This is a genomic window from Allobosea sp. (assembly GCF_035944895.1).
Classification (GTDB): Bacteria; Pseudomonadota; Alphaproteobacteria; order Rhizobiales; family Beijerinckiaceae; genus Allobosea.
This window is the reverse complement of sequence record NZ_DASZAT010000005.1, coordinates 976,678-993,820: the sequence shown is the minus strand read 5'-3', so window position 1 is coordinate 993,820 and position 17,143 is coordinate 976,678. Positions and strand designations below refer to the sequence as shown.

At 67.9% G+C, this 17,143-nt stretch carries 16 protein-coding genes; 10 read left to right on the top strand and 6 right to left on the bottom strand.

Going from position 1 to position 17,143, the window contains the following annotated elements; all coding sequences use genetic code 11:
* Nucleotides 1-58 precede the first annotated feature (58 nt).
* Nucleotides 59-676 carry a ribonuclease HII gene (locus tag VGV58_RS06980; RefSeq protein ID WP_326873247.1) on the top strand — a complete coding sequence of 206 codons (618 nt, stop codon included), beginning with the start codon at nt 59-61 and terminating at the stop codon, nt 674-676.
* A 353-nt stretch (nt 677-1,029) separates the two neighbouring features.
* Nucleotides 1,030-2,235: a site-specific DNA-methyltransferase gene (locus tag VGV58_RS06975; protein WP_326873246.1), complete on the top strand. Its 1,206-nt coding sequence runs from the start codon at nt 1,030-1,032 to the stop codon at nt 2,233-2,235.
* On the opposite strand, the gene mutY is transcribed toward VGV58_RS06975, so the two are convergent.
* Entirely contained in the window at nt 2,232-3,302 is a 1,071-nt protein-coding gene (gene mutY / locus VGV58_RS06970; protein ID WP_326873245.1) for an A/G-specific adenine glycosylase, read from the bottom strand. The two genes, VGV58_RS06975 and mutY, sit on opposite strands and share 4 nt — an antisense overlap.
* 98 nt (nt 3,303-3,400) lie before the next feature.
* Between mutY and VGV58_RS06965 the strand changes: the two genes are divergently transcribed.
* The 8 genes from VGV58_RS06965 to VGV58_RS06930 all read left to right on the top strand — a co-directional run bounded on the left by VGV58_RS06965 (nt 3,401) and on the right by VGV58_RS06930 (nt 11,033).
* The gene (locus VGV58_RS06965) at nt 3,401-3,898 is read left to right on the top strand and encodes a DUF721 domain-containing protein (RefSeq protein ID WP_326873244.1); all 498 of its coding nucleotides are present in this window, start codon (nt 3,401-3,403) and stop codon (nt 3,896-3,898) included.
* Nucleotides 3,899-3,980: 82 nt separating this feature from the next.
* Entirely contained in the window at nt 3,981-4,601 is a 621-nt protein-coding gene (locus VGV58_RS06960; RefSeq protein ID WP_326873242.1) for a DsbA family protein, read from the top strand.
* 27 nt (nt 4,602-4,628) lie between these two features.
* The gene (locus VGV58_RS06955; protein ID WP_326873241.1) at nt 4,629-8,084 is read left to right on the top strand and encodes a chromosome segregation SMC family protein; all 3,456 of its coding nucleotides are present in this window, start codon (nt 4,629-4,631) and stop codon (nt 8,082-8,084) included.
* 316 nt (nt 8,085-8,400) lie between these two features.
* On the top strand, nt 8,401-8,775 hold the full coding sequence (locus VGV58_RS06950) for an AtpZ/AtpI family protein (RefSeq protein WP_326873240.1): 375 nt from the start codon (nt 8,401-8,403) through the stop codon (nt 8,773-8,775).
* 48 nt (nt 8,776-8,823) lie between these two features.
* Nucleotides 8,824-9,570 (top strand): F0F1 ATP synthase subunit A, encoded by a 747-nt coding sequence (locus VGV58_RS06945; RefSeq protein ID WP_326873239.1) that lies wholly within the window; start codon nt 8,824-8,826, stop codon nt 9,568-9,570.
* A 62-nt stretch (nt 9,571-9,632) separates the two neighbouring features.
* Entirely contained in the window at nt 9,633-9,860 is a 228-nt protein-coding gene (locus VGV58_RS06940; RefSeq protein WP_091831801.1) for a F0F1 ATP synthase subunit C, read from the top strand.
* Nucleotides 9,861-9,987: 127 nt separating this feature from the next.
* On the top strand, nt 9,988-10,542 hold the full coding sequence (locus VGV58_RS06935) for a F0F1 ATP synthase subunit B (RefSeq protein WP_326873235.1): 555 nt from the start codon (nt 9,988-9,990) through the stop codon (nt 10,540-10,542).
* Between the two features lie 8 nt (nt 10,543-10,550).
* Nucleotides 10,551-11,033: a F0F1 ATP synthase subunit B family protein gene (locus VGV58_RS06930; protein WP_414643914.1), complete on the top strand. Its 483-nt coding sequence runs from the start codon at nt 10,551-10,553 to the stop codon at nt 11,031-11,033.
* Nucleotides 11,034-11,129: 96 nt separating this feature from the next.
* On the opposite strand, the gene VGV58_RS06925 is transcribed toward VGV58_RS06930, so the two are convergent.
* The 5 genes from VGV58_RS06925 to gcvT form a co-directional block, all read right to left on the bottom strand.
* Nucleotides 11,130-12,440 (bottom strand): L,D-transpeptidase family protein, encoded by a 1,311-nt coding sequence (locus VGV58_RS06925; RefSeq protein ID WP_326873233.1) that lies wholly within the window; start codon nt 12,438-12,440, stop codon nt 11,130-11,132.
* Nucleotides 12,441-12,570: 130 nt separating this feature from the next.
* Complete coding sequence (gcvPB, locus tag VGV58_RS06920) at nt 12,571-14,145, bottom strand: aminomethyl-transferring glycine dehydrogenase subunit GcvPB (RefSeq protein WP_326873232.1); 1,575 nt, start codon at nt 14,143-14,145, stop codon at nt 12,571-12,573.
* A complete protein-coding gene (gene gcvPA, locus VGV58_RS06915) occupies nt 14,145-15,485 on the bottom strand; it encodes an aminomethyl-transferring glycine dehydrogenase subunit GcvPA (RefSeq protein WP_326873231.1) in 1,341 nt (446 codons plus the stop codon). Before gcvPA ends, gcvPB begins: the two co-directional genes overlap by 1 nt.
* Nucleotides 15,486-15,586: 101 nt before the next feature.
* Nucleotides 15,587-15,961, bottom strand: a complete 375-nt coding sequence (gene gcvH, locus VGV58_RS06910) for a glycine cleavage system protein GcvH (protein WP_326873230.1) — start codon at nt 15,959-15,961, stop codon at nt 15,587-15,589.
* Nucleotides 15,962-15,988: 27 nt separating this feature from the next.
* Entirely contained in the window at nt 15,989-17,137 is a 1,149-nt protein-coding gene (gene gcvT, locus VGV58_RS06905) for a glycine cleavage system aminomethyltransferase GcvT (protein ID WP_326873229.1), read from the bottom strand.
* Nucleotides 17,138-17,143: the final 6 nt, after the last annotated feature.

Genomic DNA, 17,143 nt, shown 5'->3' with positions numbered 1-17,143 from the left:
AAGTGGACAAGATTCAATTCCCGCAGACCTTCGCATCACGATCTGGCATAGCGGGGCCATGACCGCCGATTTCAGCCGCGAGCAGGCCGCGATGATTGCCGGGCGCGCCCGCGTCGCCGGCGTGGACGAGGTCGGGCGCGGCCCGCTCGCCGGACCGGTCGTCGCGGCCGCCGTCATCCTCGATCCCCTGGCGATTCCGGACGGACTAGCCGATTCGAAGGAGCTCAGCGCCCGGCGTCGCGAGGAGCTCTGCGTCCTGATCCTCGCCAGCGCGCTGGCCGTCGGTGTCGGCAGCGCCTCGGCGCCCGAGATCGACAGGATCAACATCCGGCAGGCGACGCTGCTGTCCATGCGGCGCGCGGTCGGCGCACTACGGCTCTCGCCCGATCTCGTCCTGGTCGATGGCAATGATCCGCCGGCGCTGGCCTGCGGCTGCGAGGCGATCATCGGCGGCGACGGGCTGATCGCCTCGATCGCAGCGGCCTCGATCATCGCCAAGGTGATGCGGGACCGGATGATGGCGCGGCTTTCGCTGACCTATCCGGCCTATGGCTTCGCCGGCCATGCCGGCTACGGAACTGCGGCGCATCGCGCGGCGATCAAGGAGCACGGCCCCTGCCCCGCGCATCGCTATTCCTTCGCTCCGATCAAGGGCGTCTGGGCGCGGATGAGCTGACGAGCTCTCGGCTGTCATTCCGGGGCGGCCCAGAGGGCCGAGCCCGGAATCCAGAACCGATGCCGTTTCCAGATGGCCTCTCGATTGTCGTGCCCACGTAATCAAGCGCATCGGTTCTGGGTTCCGGCCCACCGCTGCGCGGCGACCTGGAATGACGGCCAAAGCTGCCCCAACGGCAGGTTCCAGCCGCTTACCCTTCCTTAACTTCCGTTACGAATTTCCAAACATATTCAATAGGCTAGGCAAAATCTGCAGCCCCAGAATGGGACGCATTTTTTTCAAGCTGGAAACCCGACCTTTACCCTGACCGGCCAGGATCGCGAGCGTCGAAGTTGCGTAACGGTCTTGGCGTCATGAGTACCTCGCGTACCGGGACCGCCAGCGCTCCCGTCCGGATTCAGGTTTCGCGTACCGGACGGCCCGCGCTGGGGGCCCGGATGAAGGCCAAGAGCCTTCTTCCCACTCAGATCCTCCCACCTCGCGAGCTTCCGCTCGACCAGGTGATCGTCGGCGATTGCGTCGCCGCGATCGAGGCGCTGCCGCCGGGCAGCGTCGACATGGTCTTCGCTGACCCGCCCTATAATCTCCAGCTCGGCGGCGACCTGCGCCGGCCCGACGACAGCCTCGTCGACGCCGTCGACGACGACTGGGACAAGTTCGCCTCCTTCGCCGATTACGATGCCTTCACCCGCGCCTGGCTCACCGCCTGCCGCCGGGCGCTGAAGCCGGACGGCGCGCTCTGGGTGATCGGCTCCTATCACAACATCTTCCGCGTCGGTTCGATCCTGCAGGATCTCGGCTTCTGGATGCTGAACGACATCGTCTGGCGCAAGGCCAACCCGATGCCGAACTTCCGCGGCCGGCGCTTCACCAATGCGCATGAGACGCTGATCTGGGCGGCGCGCGGCGAGCAGTCGAAATACACTTTCCATTACGAGGCGTTGAAGGGCGGCAATGACGACCTGCAGATGCGCTCGGACTGGTACCTGCCGCTGTGCACCGGCGACGAACGCCTGAAGGACGAGAAGGGCGCCAAGGTCCACCCGACCCAGAAGCCCGAGTCACTGCTCGCCCGTGTGCTGCTCTCGGCCAGCAATCCCGGCGACGTCGTGCTCGACCCCTTCTTCGGCACCGGCACGACCGGCGCAGTCGCAAAGGCGCTCGGCCGCCATTTCATCGGCGTCGAGCGCGAAGAGACCTACGCCAAGGCGGCGCGCGAGCGCATCGCCGCGGTGCAGCCGCTGCCGCCGGAAGCCTTCTCGACCGCGCCCTCGAAGCGCAGCGAGCCACGCGTGCCCTTCCTCAGCCTGGTCGAGGCCGGACTGGTCAAGGCCGGCGAGCGCGTCTTCGACGAGAAGCGCCGCCACAGCGCCACCATCCGTGCCGACGGCACGCTGGTGCTCGGCCCCGCTGTCGGCTCGATCCACAAGGTCGGCGCATTGGCGCAGGGGCTGCCGGCCTGCAATGGCTGGACCTTCTGGCATGTCGAGCGCGAGGGCAAAGCCATGCTGCTCGATGTCCTGCGCGGCGAGATCAGGGCGCAGCTGGCGGCGGCCTAAAGCCGCTGCAGCTCCTCAAGCCCGGCTTCGAGCGCCTTCAGGAAGACGTTCGGAAAAGCCTCTTCCTTCAGCCGGTTGAACGGCGTGAAGCGCATGCCCTCCGGCGCCTGCGTCTCCAGCGGCACGCGCCCGGCGAAGACCGTCAGCTCCAGCGGAAAATGCGTGAAGACATGGCGGACCGGCAGCATCAGCCGGCGCCAGCGCGCCGACACAGGCTGATCGCGCAGGGCATCGCCCAGTTCATAGTCCGCCCGCCAATCGCTGCCGGGCACCTCGACCATGCCCCCGAGCAAGCCCTTGGCCGGCCGGGTGCGGACCAGCACGGCGCCATCCTCGCGCATCGCGACGAAGGCCACGCCATAGCGGGTCTTGCCGGCCTTCTTGGCAGCCTTGCGCGGAAAGCTCTCCTGCGTGCCGTCGATGCGGGCCTGGCAAGGCTCGCGCCAGGGGCAGAGGCCGCAAGCCGGCGAGCGTGGCGTGCAGATCGTCGCGCCGAGATCCATCAGCGCCTGCGCGAAATCGCCGGGCCGGCCATGCGACAGCAACGCCAGCACCCGCTCGCGGATCAGCGGCTTGGCGCCGGGCATCTCGTCCTCGATGGCAAAGAGCCGGGTGATCACCCGCTCGACATTGCCGTCGACCGCGACGGCCGGCCGGTCGAAGGCGATCGCGGCGACGGCGCCCGACGTATAGGCGCCGATGCCCGGCAGCGCCCGCAACCCCTCCTCGGTGTCGGGAAAGCGGCCGCCATGCTGATCCGCAACAGCCTTGGCACAGGCGTGGAGATTGCGGGCGCGCGAATAATAGCCAAGCCCGGCCCAGGCCTGCATCACGCTCTCCGACGGCGCGGCGGCAAGCGCCTCCACGCTCGGGAAACGCGCCATGAAGCGCTCGAAATAGGGTTTCACCGCCGCGATCGTGGTCTGCTGCAGCATGATCTCGGAGACCCAGACGCGATAGGGATCGGCCCGCTCGCCCGGCAGCGCCCGCCAGGGCAGGACCCGGCGATGGCGGTCATACCAGGCGAGGAGATCGGTGGCGCGGGGCTGGGAAGCAGAGGCGTCCATGACCTCCGATGTAACGCGGCAGCCAAGCTAAGCAAGCACCCCGTTCGCCGGCGCAAACGGCTGTTTGTCGGGAGGAGCTGCCGCTATAGGATGCCCGCATGGCCGCCAAACCTCTCGCCGAGCTGATCGACGACTGCCTCGCGCCCGCGCTCGCCGCGCAGGGCTTTGCGGGGCGCTCGGTCGTCGCCTTCTGGCCGGAGATCGTCGGCGAGCGCCTTGCGCAGCGCACGCGGCCGCTCAAGATCGACTGGCCGCGGCGCCGCGGCGCGCCCGGAGAACTCTCGGACCCGGCGACGCTGGTGGTGCGGGTCGAGGGCGCCTTCGCCCTGGAGATGCAGCAGCTTGGCCCGCTGGTGCTGGAACGCGTCAACAGCCATCTCGGCTGGCGCGCCGTCGGCAAGCTGGTGCTGAAGCAGGGGCCGGTCGCATTGCCCGCCGCACCCAAGCCGGCCCCGCCGCCGGATCCAGCCGCGCTGGCGCGGATCGAGGCGCAGGTCGCAGGCGTCGAGAATACCGAGTTGCGTGAAGCTTTGGCGCGGCTAGGACGCGGCATCGCGCAGCGGCGCCAGGTCGCGGGCGACGACACGGCTTCGTGAGCGGGACACAACGAACCGATCTTGCCACAATCCTGCTGGTGACTATGGTCCGCAGCGACCAACTCGCCATAGGATTTTTCGCATGACCAGCCGCCGCCAGGTGTTGATCGGCTCCGCCGCCTTGGCCCTCTCGCCGCTTCTCGCCAGCCAGGGCGCCTCGGCCCAGACGCTTCCGGGCGTCGCCAACCCGCTCGGCGACGTCTGGCTCGGCAACGCCGACGCCAAGGTCTCGATCATCGAGTACGCCTCGCTGACCTGCAGCCACTGCGCCAACTTCCACAAGGACACCTGGCCGGCCCTGAAGGCGAAGTACATCGACACCGGCAAGGTGCGCTTCGTGCTGCGCGAATTCCCGCTCGATCCGCTGGCCACGGCGGGCTTCATGCTGGCGCGCTGCAACGGCACCGACAAATACTATCCGCTGACCGACCTGCTGTTCGCGCAGCAGCGCAACTGGGCTTTCACCGAGAAACCGGTCGATGCGCTCTCGAACCTGGTCAAGCAGGCCGGTTTCACACAGGAATCTTTCGAGGCCTGCCTGAAACGTCAGGACATTTACGACGCTGTCACGCAGGTTAAGGAAGGTGGGTCCAAGGCTGGCGTGGACTCCACCCCGACCTTCTTCATCAACGGGCAGAAGCGCTCCGGTGCACTCAGCCTCGCCGAATTCGACAAGATCCTCGAGCCGCTGCTCGGCAGCTGAGCGGCGCGATAGCCTGATGGCGCGTCGATGCATCTGACGCGCCTCAAGCTCGCCGGCTTCAAGACCTTCGTCGAGCCGACCGAGTTCCAGATCGAGCCGGGGCTGACCGGCGTCGTCGGCCCCAATGGTTGCGGCAAGTCCAATCTCGTCGAAGCCCTGCGCTGGGTGATGGGCGAAAGCTCGTTCAAGAACATGCGCGGCTCGGGGATGGACGACGTCATCTTCGGCGGCTCGTCCGAGCGCCCGGCCCGCAACATGGCCGAGGTCGCCCTCACCCTCGACAACAGCGACCGAAAGGCCCCCGCTGCCTTCAACGAGGCCGAGGTGCTCGAGGTCACGCGCCGGATCGAGCGCGAGGAAGGCTCGACCTACCGGATCAACGGCAAGGAGGTGCGCGCCCGCGACGTGCAGCTCCTTTTCGCCGACGCGGCCACCGGCGCGCGCTCGCCGGCTCTGGTGCGCCAGGGCCAGATCAGCGAGATCATCTCGGCCAAGCCGCAATCGCGCCGGCGCATCCTGGAGGACGCCGCCGGCATCGCCGGGCTTCATAGCCGCCGGCACGAGGCGGAGCTGCGTCTCAAGGGCGCGGAGGACAATCTCAATCGGCTCGAAGACGTGCTCGCCGAGATCGACGGGCAGGTCGAGGCCTTGCAGCGCCAGGCGCGCCAGGCGACGCGCTATCGCAACCTCGCCAGCGACATCCGCAAGGCCGAGGCCGTGCTGGCGCTGATCGCCCATCACGAGGCGCGCATGCAGGAAGCGGCAGCCGAACGCGCCCTCGAAGCGGCCGTGCGCGAAGTCGCCGACAAGACCGGCATGCAAGCGGAAGCGGCGCGACTGCAGGCGATCGCGGCGCATGCGCTGCCGGCACTACGCGAAAGCGAGGCCGCCGCGGCGGCCGCACTCGTGCGCTTGAAGCGCGGCCTCGACGAGATCGAGGCCGAGAACCGGCGCGCCAAACAGCGCACAGAAGAATTGGCGAAGCGGCTCGCCGAACTGCAAGGCGATCTCGCCCGGCAGAACAGCCTCGGCAAAGATGCGAGCGACAGCCTGTCGCGCCTGAGCGCCGAGGATGAGAGCCTGCGGCTGGAGGCCGAGGCGGCGGCCGACGGCAGCAAGGCCGCGGCGAGCGAACTCGCCGACGCAGAGAAGGCGCTGGCAGCGGCGGAAGCCGAACATGCCGCCGTGCAGGCAAGGCTGTCCGAATTGACCGCTCGACGCGGTGCGCTCGAACGGGCCCTGCACGAGGCGAAAGAGCGTGAAGCTCGCCACGCCAGCGAGCGCGAGCGCCTGCAACGCGACCAGGCGGCGCTCGATGCCGACGGGACCGCCGCCTCGCTCGACGGATTGCGCGCGACGGTCGCGACTGCGGAAGCGGCGATGCGAAATGCGGACGCTGCCGCCGGCGCGGCGCGCAGCGCGCTCGCCGCAAGCCGCGAGGACGAGGCACGGCTGCGTGGGCCGGTCGCGGAAGCCGACCGCAAGGCGCAGCGTCTCGAAACAGAAGTCCGCACCTTGCAGAAGCTGCTTGCTCCGGCGACCGGCGGGCGCTGGCCGGCGATCCTCGATTCGATTGCGGCGGCCAAGGGCTATGAAACGGCGCTCGGAGCGGCGCTGGGCGACGATCTCGATGCCTCGGCCGATCCGGCCGCGCCGGCGCACTGGTCAGAGAGTGGTAGTGGCGAGAGCGACCCTGCCCTTCCCGATGGCGCCGAGCCGCTCGCCAGGCATGTGCGCGGGCCGGAGGCGCTCGCCCGGCGCCTGCGCCAGATCGGTGTCGTCGCCCGAGCCGAAGGCGCCGGATTGCGGCCGAAGCTGCTGCCGGGCCAACGGCTGGTCTCGCGCGAAGGCGATATCTGGCGCTGGGACGGCTTCACCAGCGCAGCCGAAGCGCCCTCGCCTGCCGCCCGCCGGCTCGCCGAGAAGAACCGGCTCGGCGATCTCGAACGCGAGGCGCAGGCAGCGCGCGAAGCCTCCGAAGCCGCGCGCGACGGGCTCGACCAGGCGAGCGAGCGAACGAAATCTGCGACTCAGACCGAGGCGAAGGCGCTGGAGGCAGTCCGCGAGACGCGCCGCAATCTCGATCAGGCACGCGAACGATTGGCTCAGGCCGAGCGCAAGGCCGGCGAGACGGCGGCGCGCCGCTCGGCCCTGACCGAGGCGATCGGCCGGCTCGGTCAGAACATCGCCGATGCGCAGGCGCAAGCCGAGGCCACGAATCAGGATCTGGGGGGCCTCGCCCCGGCGCCCGAACTGGAAAGCGCCCTGCTCGCCGCGCGGGCCGAACTGGGCGAGCGGCGCGCCTCGGCATCAGAGGCGCGGGCGCGGGTGCAGACGCAAGGACGCGAGGCCGAACTGCGCAGCCGCCGGCGCGAGGCGATCGCAGGGGATCTGCGCGCCTGGCGCGAGCGGGCTGCCACCAGCGAGCAGAGCGCGACCGATACGCGCAAGCGAATCGAGACGACGGCGGCCGAGCACAAGGCGCTGCTGGAGGCGCCGGACACCTTCCTGGTCGAGCGTCGTCGGCTGCTGGCCGAGATCGAGACGGCCGAAGGCGCTCGCCGCGAAGCAGCCGACAAGCTCGCCGCCGGCGAAGTCGCGCAGGCAGAGGCCGATCGGCAGGCCCGCGCGGCGCTGGAAGCGCTGTCGGCGACTCGCGAGGCTCGGGCGAGCGCCGAGGCCCGGCTGGAAGCGGCGCGGCAACGCCTCGCCGATGTCGTGCGCCAGATCGTCGACGGGCTGGAGACCGAAGTCGCAAGCCTGCATCAACTCGCCGGGCTGAAGGTCGGTGACACCCCGCCGGATGCAGAGGATGTCGAGCGCCGCCTCGGCGGGCTCAAGGCCGAGCGCGAGCGGCTGGGCGCGGTCAACCTGCGCGCCGACGACGAACTGACCGAGGTCCAGGGCAAGCGCAGCGGCCTTGCGACCGAGCGCGACGACCTGACCGAAGCGATCCGGCGCCTGCGCCAGGCGATCGGTGCGCTCAACCGTGAAGGCAGGGAGCGGCTTCTTGCCGCATTCGAGATCGTCAACGGCCATTTCCAGCACCTGTTCGGGGTGCTGTTCGGTGGCGGCACGGCCGATCTCACGCTGGTCGATTCGGAAGACCCGCTCGAAGCCGGGCTCGAGATCATCGCGCGCCCCCCGGGCAAAAAGCCGCAGGTGATGACGCTGCTCTCCGGCGGCGAACAGGCGTTGACCGCGACGGCGCTGATCTTCGCGGTGTTCCTGACCAACCCCTCGCCGATCTGCGTGCTCGACGAGGTCGACGCTCCGCTCGATGACTCCAATGTCGAGCGCTATTGCGACCTGCTCGAGGAGATGGCGCGCAACACCTCGACGCGCTTCATCCTGATCACCCACAACCCGATCACCATGGCGCGCATGGACCGCCTCTTCGGCGTCACCATGGCCGAGCGCGGGGTCAGCCAGATGGTCTCGGTCGACCTCGCCACGGCCGAGCGCATCCGCGAGGCGGTCTGACATTATTGCCGCGACGCACAAGAATCGTCCCCAACGCCCTACGGCAGTCTAAAATCATTTTATTTTTCAATGCATTAATGACCTCTCACTCGGCTTGACACCATATGACCCCGTCAATATGGTGCGCCCGATTTTTCCGGGTGGCGGGGCTTTTTTCATCGCCCGGAACGATCGGCAATCCGATGAGCGCACACCACGACGATCCGGATCCGGATCGGCTGGTCAGGCAGCGCAAATCAGCGACAATTCCGGTATTGTCCGGTTCTTGCGGGGACCGAGCACGGAGGGGTCGTGTCATGACGGCGGTCGAGCGGCAATGACGGGCCAGGACGGAAAGAGTTCGGGCCCGGGGCGGCCTGCGGATGAGGATACGAGCCTGGAAAGCCGGCTCAAATCCCTCGATGCGGGCCTGAAGCGTGCGACCAACCAGACGGAAGCCGAAATCCGGCGCGAGAGCACATCCGCCGATTCCAGCGGAATCGGGCAGGCGATGCGGCTTTCCACGGAATTCGTTGCCGGCATCATCGTCGGCGGCGGGCTCGGCTGGGCCGTCGACAAGTGGCTGGGGACGGCGCCCTTCGGGATGATCGTCCTGTTGATGCTCGGCTTCGGCGCTGGCGTGATGAACGTCGTGCGCGCAGCGGGCTTGATGAAATCGCGCACTGACGATAAGTCGGGCGCGCAGAACTGAGGCGCGGCTCCGAAAGGGGCCGTCTTATGGCAGGAACAAGGGCGACAGATGGCTGGTCCGATCGAACAATTCGAGATCAAGACGATCGTCCCGCTCGGCAAGATCGGCGGGAGCGAGATCGCTTTCACCAATTCCGCCCTGTTCATGGTCGCCGCCGTCGCCATCATCGTGCTGCTTTTCGTCTACGGCACGCGCAACCGCTCGCTGGTTCCAGGCCGGCTGCAATCGCTGGCGGAGATGGGCTACGAGTTTGTCGCCAACACAGTGAAAGACTCGGCCGGCCATGACGGCATGAAGTTCATGCCGCTGGTGTTCTCGCTCTTCATGTTCGTGCTGGTCTGCAACATGCTCGGCATGATCCCGGGCTCGTTCACCGTCACCAGCCACCTGATCGTCACCGCCGCGCTCGCCGCGCTCGTGATCCTCACCGTCATCATCTATGGCATCGCCAAGCACGGCTCGCATTTCTTCGGCCTGTTCGTGCCCAAAGGCGTGCATCCGCTGATGCTGATCATCCTGGTGCCGATCGAGGTGATCTCCTTCGTCTCGCGCCCGATCAGCCTGTCGGTCCGCCTCTTCGCCAACATGCTGGCCGGCCACATCGCGCTGAAGATCTTCGCCGGCTTCGTGGCGACGCTGCTCTTCGCCGGCGGCTGGGCCATCCTTTCGCCGCTGCCGCTCGTGCTGACCATCGCGCTGATCGCGCTGGAATTCCTGGTCGCCGGACTGCAGGCCTATGTCTTCGCCGTGCTGACCTGCATCTACCTGCACGACGCCCTGCATCCGGGCCACTGATCGGCCCTGATCCGCAAGTTCACCCCTCGATTGTCACAACTATCCCCCTAAGGAGCATTTCCATGGATCCCGTCGCAGCCAAGTACATCGGCGCTGGTCTCGCTTGCCTCGGCATGGCCGGCGCGGGCATCGGCCTCGGCAACCTCTTCGGCCAGTTCCTCTCGGGCGCCCTGCGCAACCCGTCGGCGGCCGATGGCCAGCGCGGCACCCTGCTGCTCGGCTTCGCGCTGACCGAAGCGCTCGGCATCTTCTCGCTGCTGATCGCGCTGCTGCTGCTCTTCGCGGTCTGATCGCGAACGCTACCCGAGCCTGCCGCAGGCGGCGCCTCTCATAGGGCGTCATGCGGCGGGCTCTCGCCTCCCTTCCCATATCGCCGTGCGAACCGTCCGGGCTCGCGCGGCCGGATGAGGTTCAGTGATGGCAGCGCCAGCCACGACCACCGGAACGACCGCCCATGGCGGCGCGGCTCCCGCCCATGGCGGCGGCTTCCCGCCTTTCCAGGGCGAAACCTTCGCCTCGCAGCTGCTCTGGCTGGCGATTACCTTCGGCTTCCTCTACTGGCTCGCCGCTAAGGTCATCGTGCCGCGTCTCGGCGGCATCCTCGAGGACCGCGCCAACAAGATCGGCAACGATCTCGACGAAGCGGCCGCGATGAAGGCCAAGGCCGAAGAGGCCGGCCAAGCCTATGAGAAGTCCCTTGCCGAAGCCCGCGCCAAGTCGCAGGCCATCGCGCAGGAGACGCGTGAGAAGGTCAACGCCGACAGCGCCACGCGGCGCAAGGGCGTCGAGGCCGATCTCGCCGCCAAGCTCGCCGAGGCCGAGGCCAAGATCGTCGCCACCAAGACCGAGGCGATGAGCCATGTCGATGCGATCGCCGCCGACGCGGCCGGCGCCATCGTCAGCCACCTGACCGGAACGGCACCGGCTCCGGCCGACGCCGCCAAGGCGGTCAAGACCGCGCTGGGAGGCTGAGCACCATGTTGAGCAATCCGACCTTCTGGGTCCTCGTCTCGACCGTCATCTTCCTCGCCATGGCGGTGAAGATGGGCGCTCTCAAGAGCCTCACCGGCGCGCTCGACGCCCGCGGCGAGCTCGTCGCCCGCGAACTCGCCGAGGCCCGCCGCCTGCGTCATGAGGCCGAGCTGCTGCTCGCCGAGTTCGAAGGCAAGCGCAAGGCCGCCGAGGCCGAGGCCGAGGCGATCGTCGCCAACGCCAAGGACGAGGCCCAGCGCCTCGCCAAGGACGCCGAGGAGAAGCTGGCGGAGTTCGTCACCCGGCGGACCAAGTCGGCCGAGGACAAGATCGCCCAGGCCGAGACGCAGGCCACCGCCGAAGTCCGCGCCGCCGCCGCCGAGGCTGCGACCCGCGCCGCCGAGGTCATCCTGCGCGGCCAGGTCGCCGGCAAGGCCGGTGCAGACCTGATCGCCGCCGGTCTCAAGGATGTTCGCGCCAAGCTCAACTGAGCCGACAGCGCCATCACGAGAAACGAAAACGCCGCGGTCTTCGGACCGCGGCGTTTTTCATTTGATCTCCCGGAACGGAAAAGGCTGCGCACGACCCTACTGGATGGCGACGGCCGTCGAAGGCGCCGGACGCGGCGCGACGAGGGGAGCCGCAGCAGCTTTCGGCGCAGCCGGCCGGACGACGGGCTGAGGCAGCTTCGCCGTCGCCGGAGCCGCCGTCGGCACGGCAGCCGGCTTTGGCTTGGGCCGGCGCGGCTGGATCGTCGAGGTGACGATGCCCTGCGGCGTGTCGAGCCCATAGATGTCGTCGCGGAACTGCACGAGACCCTCGGCATCCTGCCAGCCGGTCATGTAGACCCAAGCGACCGGCACTGCCTTTTTCAGCGTGATGTTCTTGCGCTCGCCCTTGGCGATCTCGGCCTCGATCGCGGCTTCTGTCCATTCTGTGCCTTCGAGCAGCCAGGCGGCGAGGTCGCGCACGCCCTCGATGCGGGCGCAGCCCGAGGAGTTGAAGCGGACGTCGTTGCGGAACAGCGACTTCTTCGGCGTGTCGTGCATGTAGACCGCCTCGCTGTTCGGCATGTCGATCTTGAGCTGGCCGAGCGAGTTGGTCGGACCCGGCTCCTGCCGGACGTAGAAATAGGGGTTGCTCAGGCTCGCCCAGTTGACGCTGGCCGGATCGATCTCACGGTTCTCGGCGCCGAGCAGCTTCATGTTGGACTTGGCGATGAAGCCGGGATCCTTGCGCATATGCGGGATGATGTCGGCCTTCACGATCGACATCGGCACCGTCCAGTACGGATTGAGGTTGACCGAGCTGATATTGGCCTGGAGCACCGGCGAGGGGCGGTCTGGCCGACCGACGATGGCAAGATGGCGACGCTGCACCACGCCGCCTTCCACCGCCTCGGCGCTGGCGCCGGGGATGTTCACCACGACATAACGGCCGGTGAAGCTGAAGCCGTTGCCCTTGAGCCGTTCCAGCGTCGCGGTCAGTTGGTTGAGGCGGGTCTCGACGGGTACGTTCAGCGCCTTCAGCGTGAGGCGACCGACCGTGCCGAGATCGGACAGGCCATGGCGGCGCTGGAAGCGCTTCACCGCGCTGACGACGGCCACGTCATAGACGTCGCCCGGCAGAGCATCGGGCGGCAGGTCGCCGCTCAGCATCAGGCGCTGCTTCAGCAGCGCGACATCCGGCCCTTGCGAATCGGGCTTGAGCGCGCTCGCTGAACTGGGAATCTTCGGCCAGCCGCCGCGGCCCGCGATGTCCTCATGCGTGATCAACGCCTCGAGGGTGCGGTCATAGGTCTTGGGGCCATAGCCCGGCTCCTCGGCGCGGGAGGCCGAGAGCATCGCCGCGAAGGAGACCGCGGCGGTGAGCACATGGCGAAGGCGAACGCGATACATGGGCCAGCTTCCAAGGCGCGAACATACACGCCGTCGGAAGCATCCCTCGCATATGGTCAAGGAAGCCTTAAGGCAGCCGGCTCAGGTGACGAAAGGGCAGGAGCTACCGCCCCTGCCCCGTCGAGAAGCGCTACTCCGCCGCGTCCTTCACCGGCGCGGGCTTTTCCCATTTCAGCACCGGCTGGCGCGCGGCCCTCGTTTCGTCGAGGCGGCGCATCGGGGCATGGTGCGGAGCTGCGGTGAAGCGGCTCTTGTCGTTGCCCTTGGCGGCGATGGCGAGGTCGCGCAGCGTCGCGATGAACAGGTCGAGCGAGGCCTTCGATTCGGACTCGGTCGGCTCGATCAGCATGGCGCCGTGGACGACGAGCGGGAAGTAGACCGTCATCGGGTGGTAGCCCTCGTCGATCATCGCCTTAGCGAAGTCGAGCGTGGTGACGCCGGTGCCCTTCAGCCATTCATCGTCGAACAGCGCCTCGTGCATCGAGGGGTGGTCGGGGAAGGGCAGCGACATCAGGTCGGCGAGGCCGGCACGGATGTAGTTGGCATTGAGCACCGCGTCTTCCGAAGCCTGCTTCATGCCGTCGGCGCCGTGGCTGAGCATGTAGGCGAGCGCCCGGACATACATACCCATCTGGCCATGGAAGGCGGTCATGCGGCCGAAGGGATCATTGCCCGCCGGCGCATCGGCCTTGTGCTCGACGAGGTGCGTCTTGCCCCCCTCGACATGGATGAACGGCACCGGCGCGTAAGGCGCCAGCCGCTCCGACAGCACGACCGGGCCAGCGCCCGGACCGCCACCGCCATGCGGGGTCGAGAAGGTCTTGTGCAGGTTGATGTGCATGGCGTCGACGCCGAGATCGCCCGGACGCGCCTTGCCGACGATCGCGTTGAAGTTGGCGCCGTCGCAGTAGAAATAGGCGCCCGCCTCGTGCATCGCCGCGGCGATCTCGACGATCTGAGGCTCGAAGATGCCGCAGGTGTTCGGGTTGGTCAGCATGATCGCGGCGACCTCGGGGCCCAGCAGCGCCTTGACGTCCTCGACCGCGACGGTGCCATCCGGACGGGCCGGGACCGCCTTCACCGAGAAGCCGATCAGGGCGGCCGTCGCCGGGTTGGTGCCGTGAGCCGATTCAGGGACCAGCACGACATTGCGGGTCGCGCCCTCGCCCTTGGCGGCGATCGCAGCCTTGATCGCCATCATGCCACAGGCCTCGCCATGGGCGCCGGCCTTGGGCGAGAGCGCCACCGCCGGCATGCCGGTCAGTGTCATCAGATAGCGGGCGAGTTCCAGCATGACGTCGAGCGCACCCGGCACGGACGAGACCGGCTGCAGCGGGTGGACATCGGAGAAGCCGGGCAGGCGCGCCACCTTCTCGTTGAGGCGGGCATTGTGCTTCATCGTGCAGGAGCCGAGCGGGAAGAGCCCGGTGTCGATGCCGTAGTTCTTCTGGCTGAGGCGCACATAATGGCGCATCGCCTCCGGCTCGGAGAGGCCGGGCAACCCGATCTCGCCCTGGCGGGCATGCTTGCCGAGGCGGCTCTTGAACGGCGCCGGCTTGTCGATGTCGACGCCGGTCGTCTCATGATGGCCGATCTCGAAGATCAGCGGCTCGATCTGCTGGAGAGCACGGTTGCCGGTGAAGGTCTCATGGCGCTCGCTCGCGCCTTCGCCAGCCTGGCTGGGACGTCCCTGACGGTTCAGCATCACAGCACCTCCGCGAGCGCCGCCACGAAGGCCGCCCGATCGTCATCCGTGTTCACTTCGGTATTGGCGACGATCAGGAGATCGTCGAGCCCGGCGCCCGGCAACAGGCGCGAGGCCGGCACGCCGGCGAGGATCCCCTTGGCGGCAAGCGCTTCGACCACCTCGGCAGCCGGCTTGGACAGCTTCAGGGTGAACTCGTTGAAGAAGCTCTCGTTGAGGACTTCCGCGCCCTTCACGCCGGCGAGCGCGTCGGCGAGCTTCACCGCATTGGCGTGGTTGACCTCGGCGAGCCGGGTCAGGCCGGCCTGGCCGAGCAGCGTCATATGGATGGTAAAGGCCAGCACGCAGAGGCCGGAATTGGTGCAGATGTTCGAGGTCGCCTTGTCGCGGCGGATGTGCTGCTCGCGGGTCGAGAGCGTCAGCACGAAGCCACGGCGGCCATCGGCGTCGACCGTCTCGCCGCAGAGCCGGCCCGGCATCTGGCGGATATATTTCGACTTGGCGGCAAAGAGGCCGACATAGGGGCCCCCGAAGTTCAGCGCATTGCCGATCGACTGGCCCTCGCCGACGACGATGTCGGCGTCCTGCGCACCCGGCGGCGTCACCGCGCCGAGCGAGACGACTTCGGTGAAGACCGCGATCAGCAGCGCGCCATGGGCGTGTGCCTTCTCGGCGATCGGCTTCAGATCACGCAGATTGCCGAAGACGTCGGGCGACTGCACGACGACGCAGGAGACGCTGTCGTCGATCGCAGCGAGAATGTCCTCGGTGGCGCGGACGTCGGCTTTAAGCGCCACGACCTCGTCATTGGCCATCTCGGAGAGGGTCTCGACGACCTGGGTGTAATGCGGGTGCAGGCCGCCGGAGAGAACCGCCTTGCGCCGGCGGGTGACGCGGTGAGCCATCAGCACCGCCTCGGCCGTACCGGTCGAGCCGTCATACATCGAGGCGTTGGCGACCTCCATGCCGGTCAGGGCCGCGACCTGCGTCTGGAACTCGAACAGGTATTGCAGCGTGCCCTGGGCGATCTCGGGCTGGTAGGGTGTGTAGCTGGTCAGGAATTCCGAGCGCTGGATCAGATGATCGACCGTCGCGGGAACATGGTGCTTGTAGGCCCCTGCCCCGACGAAGAACGGCACCGAGCCGGCCGCCGTGTTCTTCGCCGACATCCTGCCGAGGATACGCTCGACCTCGAGCTCGCCCTTGGCGCGCGGCAGATCGAGCGGCTGCTTCAGCAGCTTGCCGTTCGGTACGTCGGAGAAGAGTGCATCGACATCGGCGACGCCGATGCGCGCGAGCATGTCCTCGCGATCGGTCTCGGTCAGGGGGAGATAGCGCATGGAGGTTCCTTGAATGGCGTCATGCCCGGGCCTGACCCGAGCATCTCTTCGACCAATGCCCTCGGTCCGGAGATTTGGGTCTCCGGACCAGAGTGATGGCGTCAGAGCGACTTGACGTAGTCCTGGTACTCGGCCTCGCTCAGCAGGCCGTCGAGTTCGCCGGCGTTCGCCAGCTTGATCTTGACGAACCAGCCCTTGCCGGCCGGATCCTCGTTGACCGTGCCAGGGGCAGCCTCGAGCTCGCTGTTGACGGCGACGACCTCGCCGGAAACCGGCGCGTAGACTTCCGAGGCTGCCTTGACGCTCTCGACGACGGCGGCTTCGCCGCCCTTGGCGAGCGCCTTGCCGATGGTCGGCAGCTCGACGAAGACGACGTCGCCGAGCTGGCCCTGGGCGTAGTCGGTGATGCCGACCGTGCCGGTGTCGCCCTCGATGCGGATGTATTCGTGGTCCTTGGTGTAGCGGGTCTCGGCCATGGTTTCCTCCGGCAAAATGGGTAAAGCTCAGCGCTTGTAGCGGTTAGGGACGAAAGGCATCGCGGCGACGGTCGCAGGCAGCGGCTTGCCGCGCACGATCAGGTCGAGCTTCGTGCCGGGAGCCGAATGCTCCCTGGCGACATAGCCCATGGCGCAGGGACCGTTCAGCGTCGGGCCGAAGCCACCCGAGGTGACCTTGCCGACGATGGTGCCGTCGGCCGTCGCGATATCGGCGCCCTCGCGCGCCGGAGCCCGGCCTTCCGGCAGCAGGCCGACGCGGATGCGGGCCGGCTTCTCGGCGAATTCGCGCTGGATGCGGGCCGCGCCCGGAAAGCCGCCCTCCTCGCGCCGACGCTTCTGGATCGACCAATTGAGCGCCGCCTCGACCGGCGAGGTCGTGGTGTCGATGTCATGGCCGTAGAGGCACAGGCCCGCTTCGAGACGCAGCGAATCGCGGGCGCCAAGCCCGATCGGCTTGACACGTGCGTCGAGCAGGAGCGCATCCCAGATCTCGCCGATGCGGTCGGCCGCGGCGGAGATCTCGTAGCCGTCCTCGCCGGTATAGCCGGAGCGGCTGACATTGGCCTTGACGCCGCCGAGCTTCAGCGTGCGCAAGGTCATGAAGCCCATCTCGGCGGCCTCGGGATTGAGCGCAGCCAGCGCCTCCTCCGCCTTCGGCCCCTGCAGGGCGATCAGGCCGCGATGCTCGGCCTTGACCAGCTTCACATTGGCCGGCAGCCGTGCCTCGATATGGGCGTAGTCCTCAGTCTTGCAGGCGGCGTTGACGACGAGCAGCAGCGCCCCGTCCTCATCCGGATCGGCCGAGCGCGTCACCATCAGATCGTCGAGGATGCCGCCCTCCTCGTTCAGCAGCTGCGAATAGCGCTGCTTGCCCGGCGGCAGGTTGACGATGTCGGCCGGGATCAGCGCTTCGAGGGCGCGGGCCGTGGTCTCGTGGTCGGGACCGACGAGAAAGGCCTGGCCCATATGCGAGACATCGAACAGACCGGCGCTCTCGCGCGTCCAGTTGTGCTCGGCCATGATCCCGGCGGGATACTGCACCGGCATGTCATAGCCGGCGAACGGCACCATGCGCGCGCCGAGCGTGACGTGGCGGGCGTGCAGCGGCGTCTTGAGCAGCGGCTCGGTGCTTGCAGTCTCGGCTTCGGCAGCCATGGCATC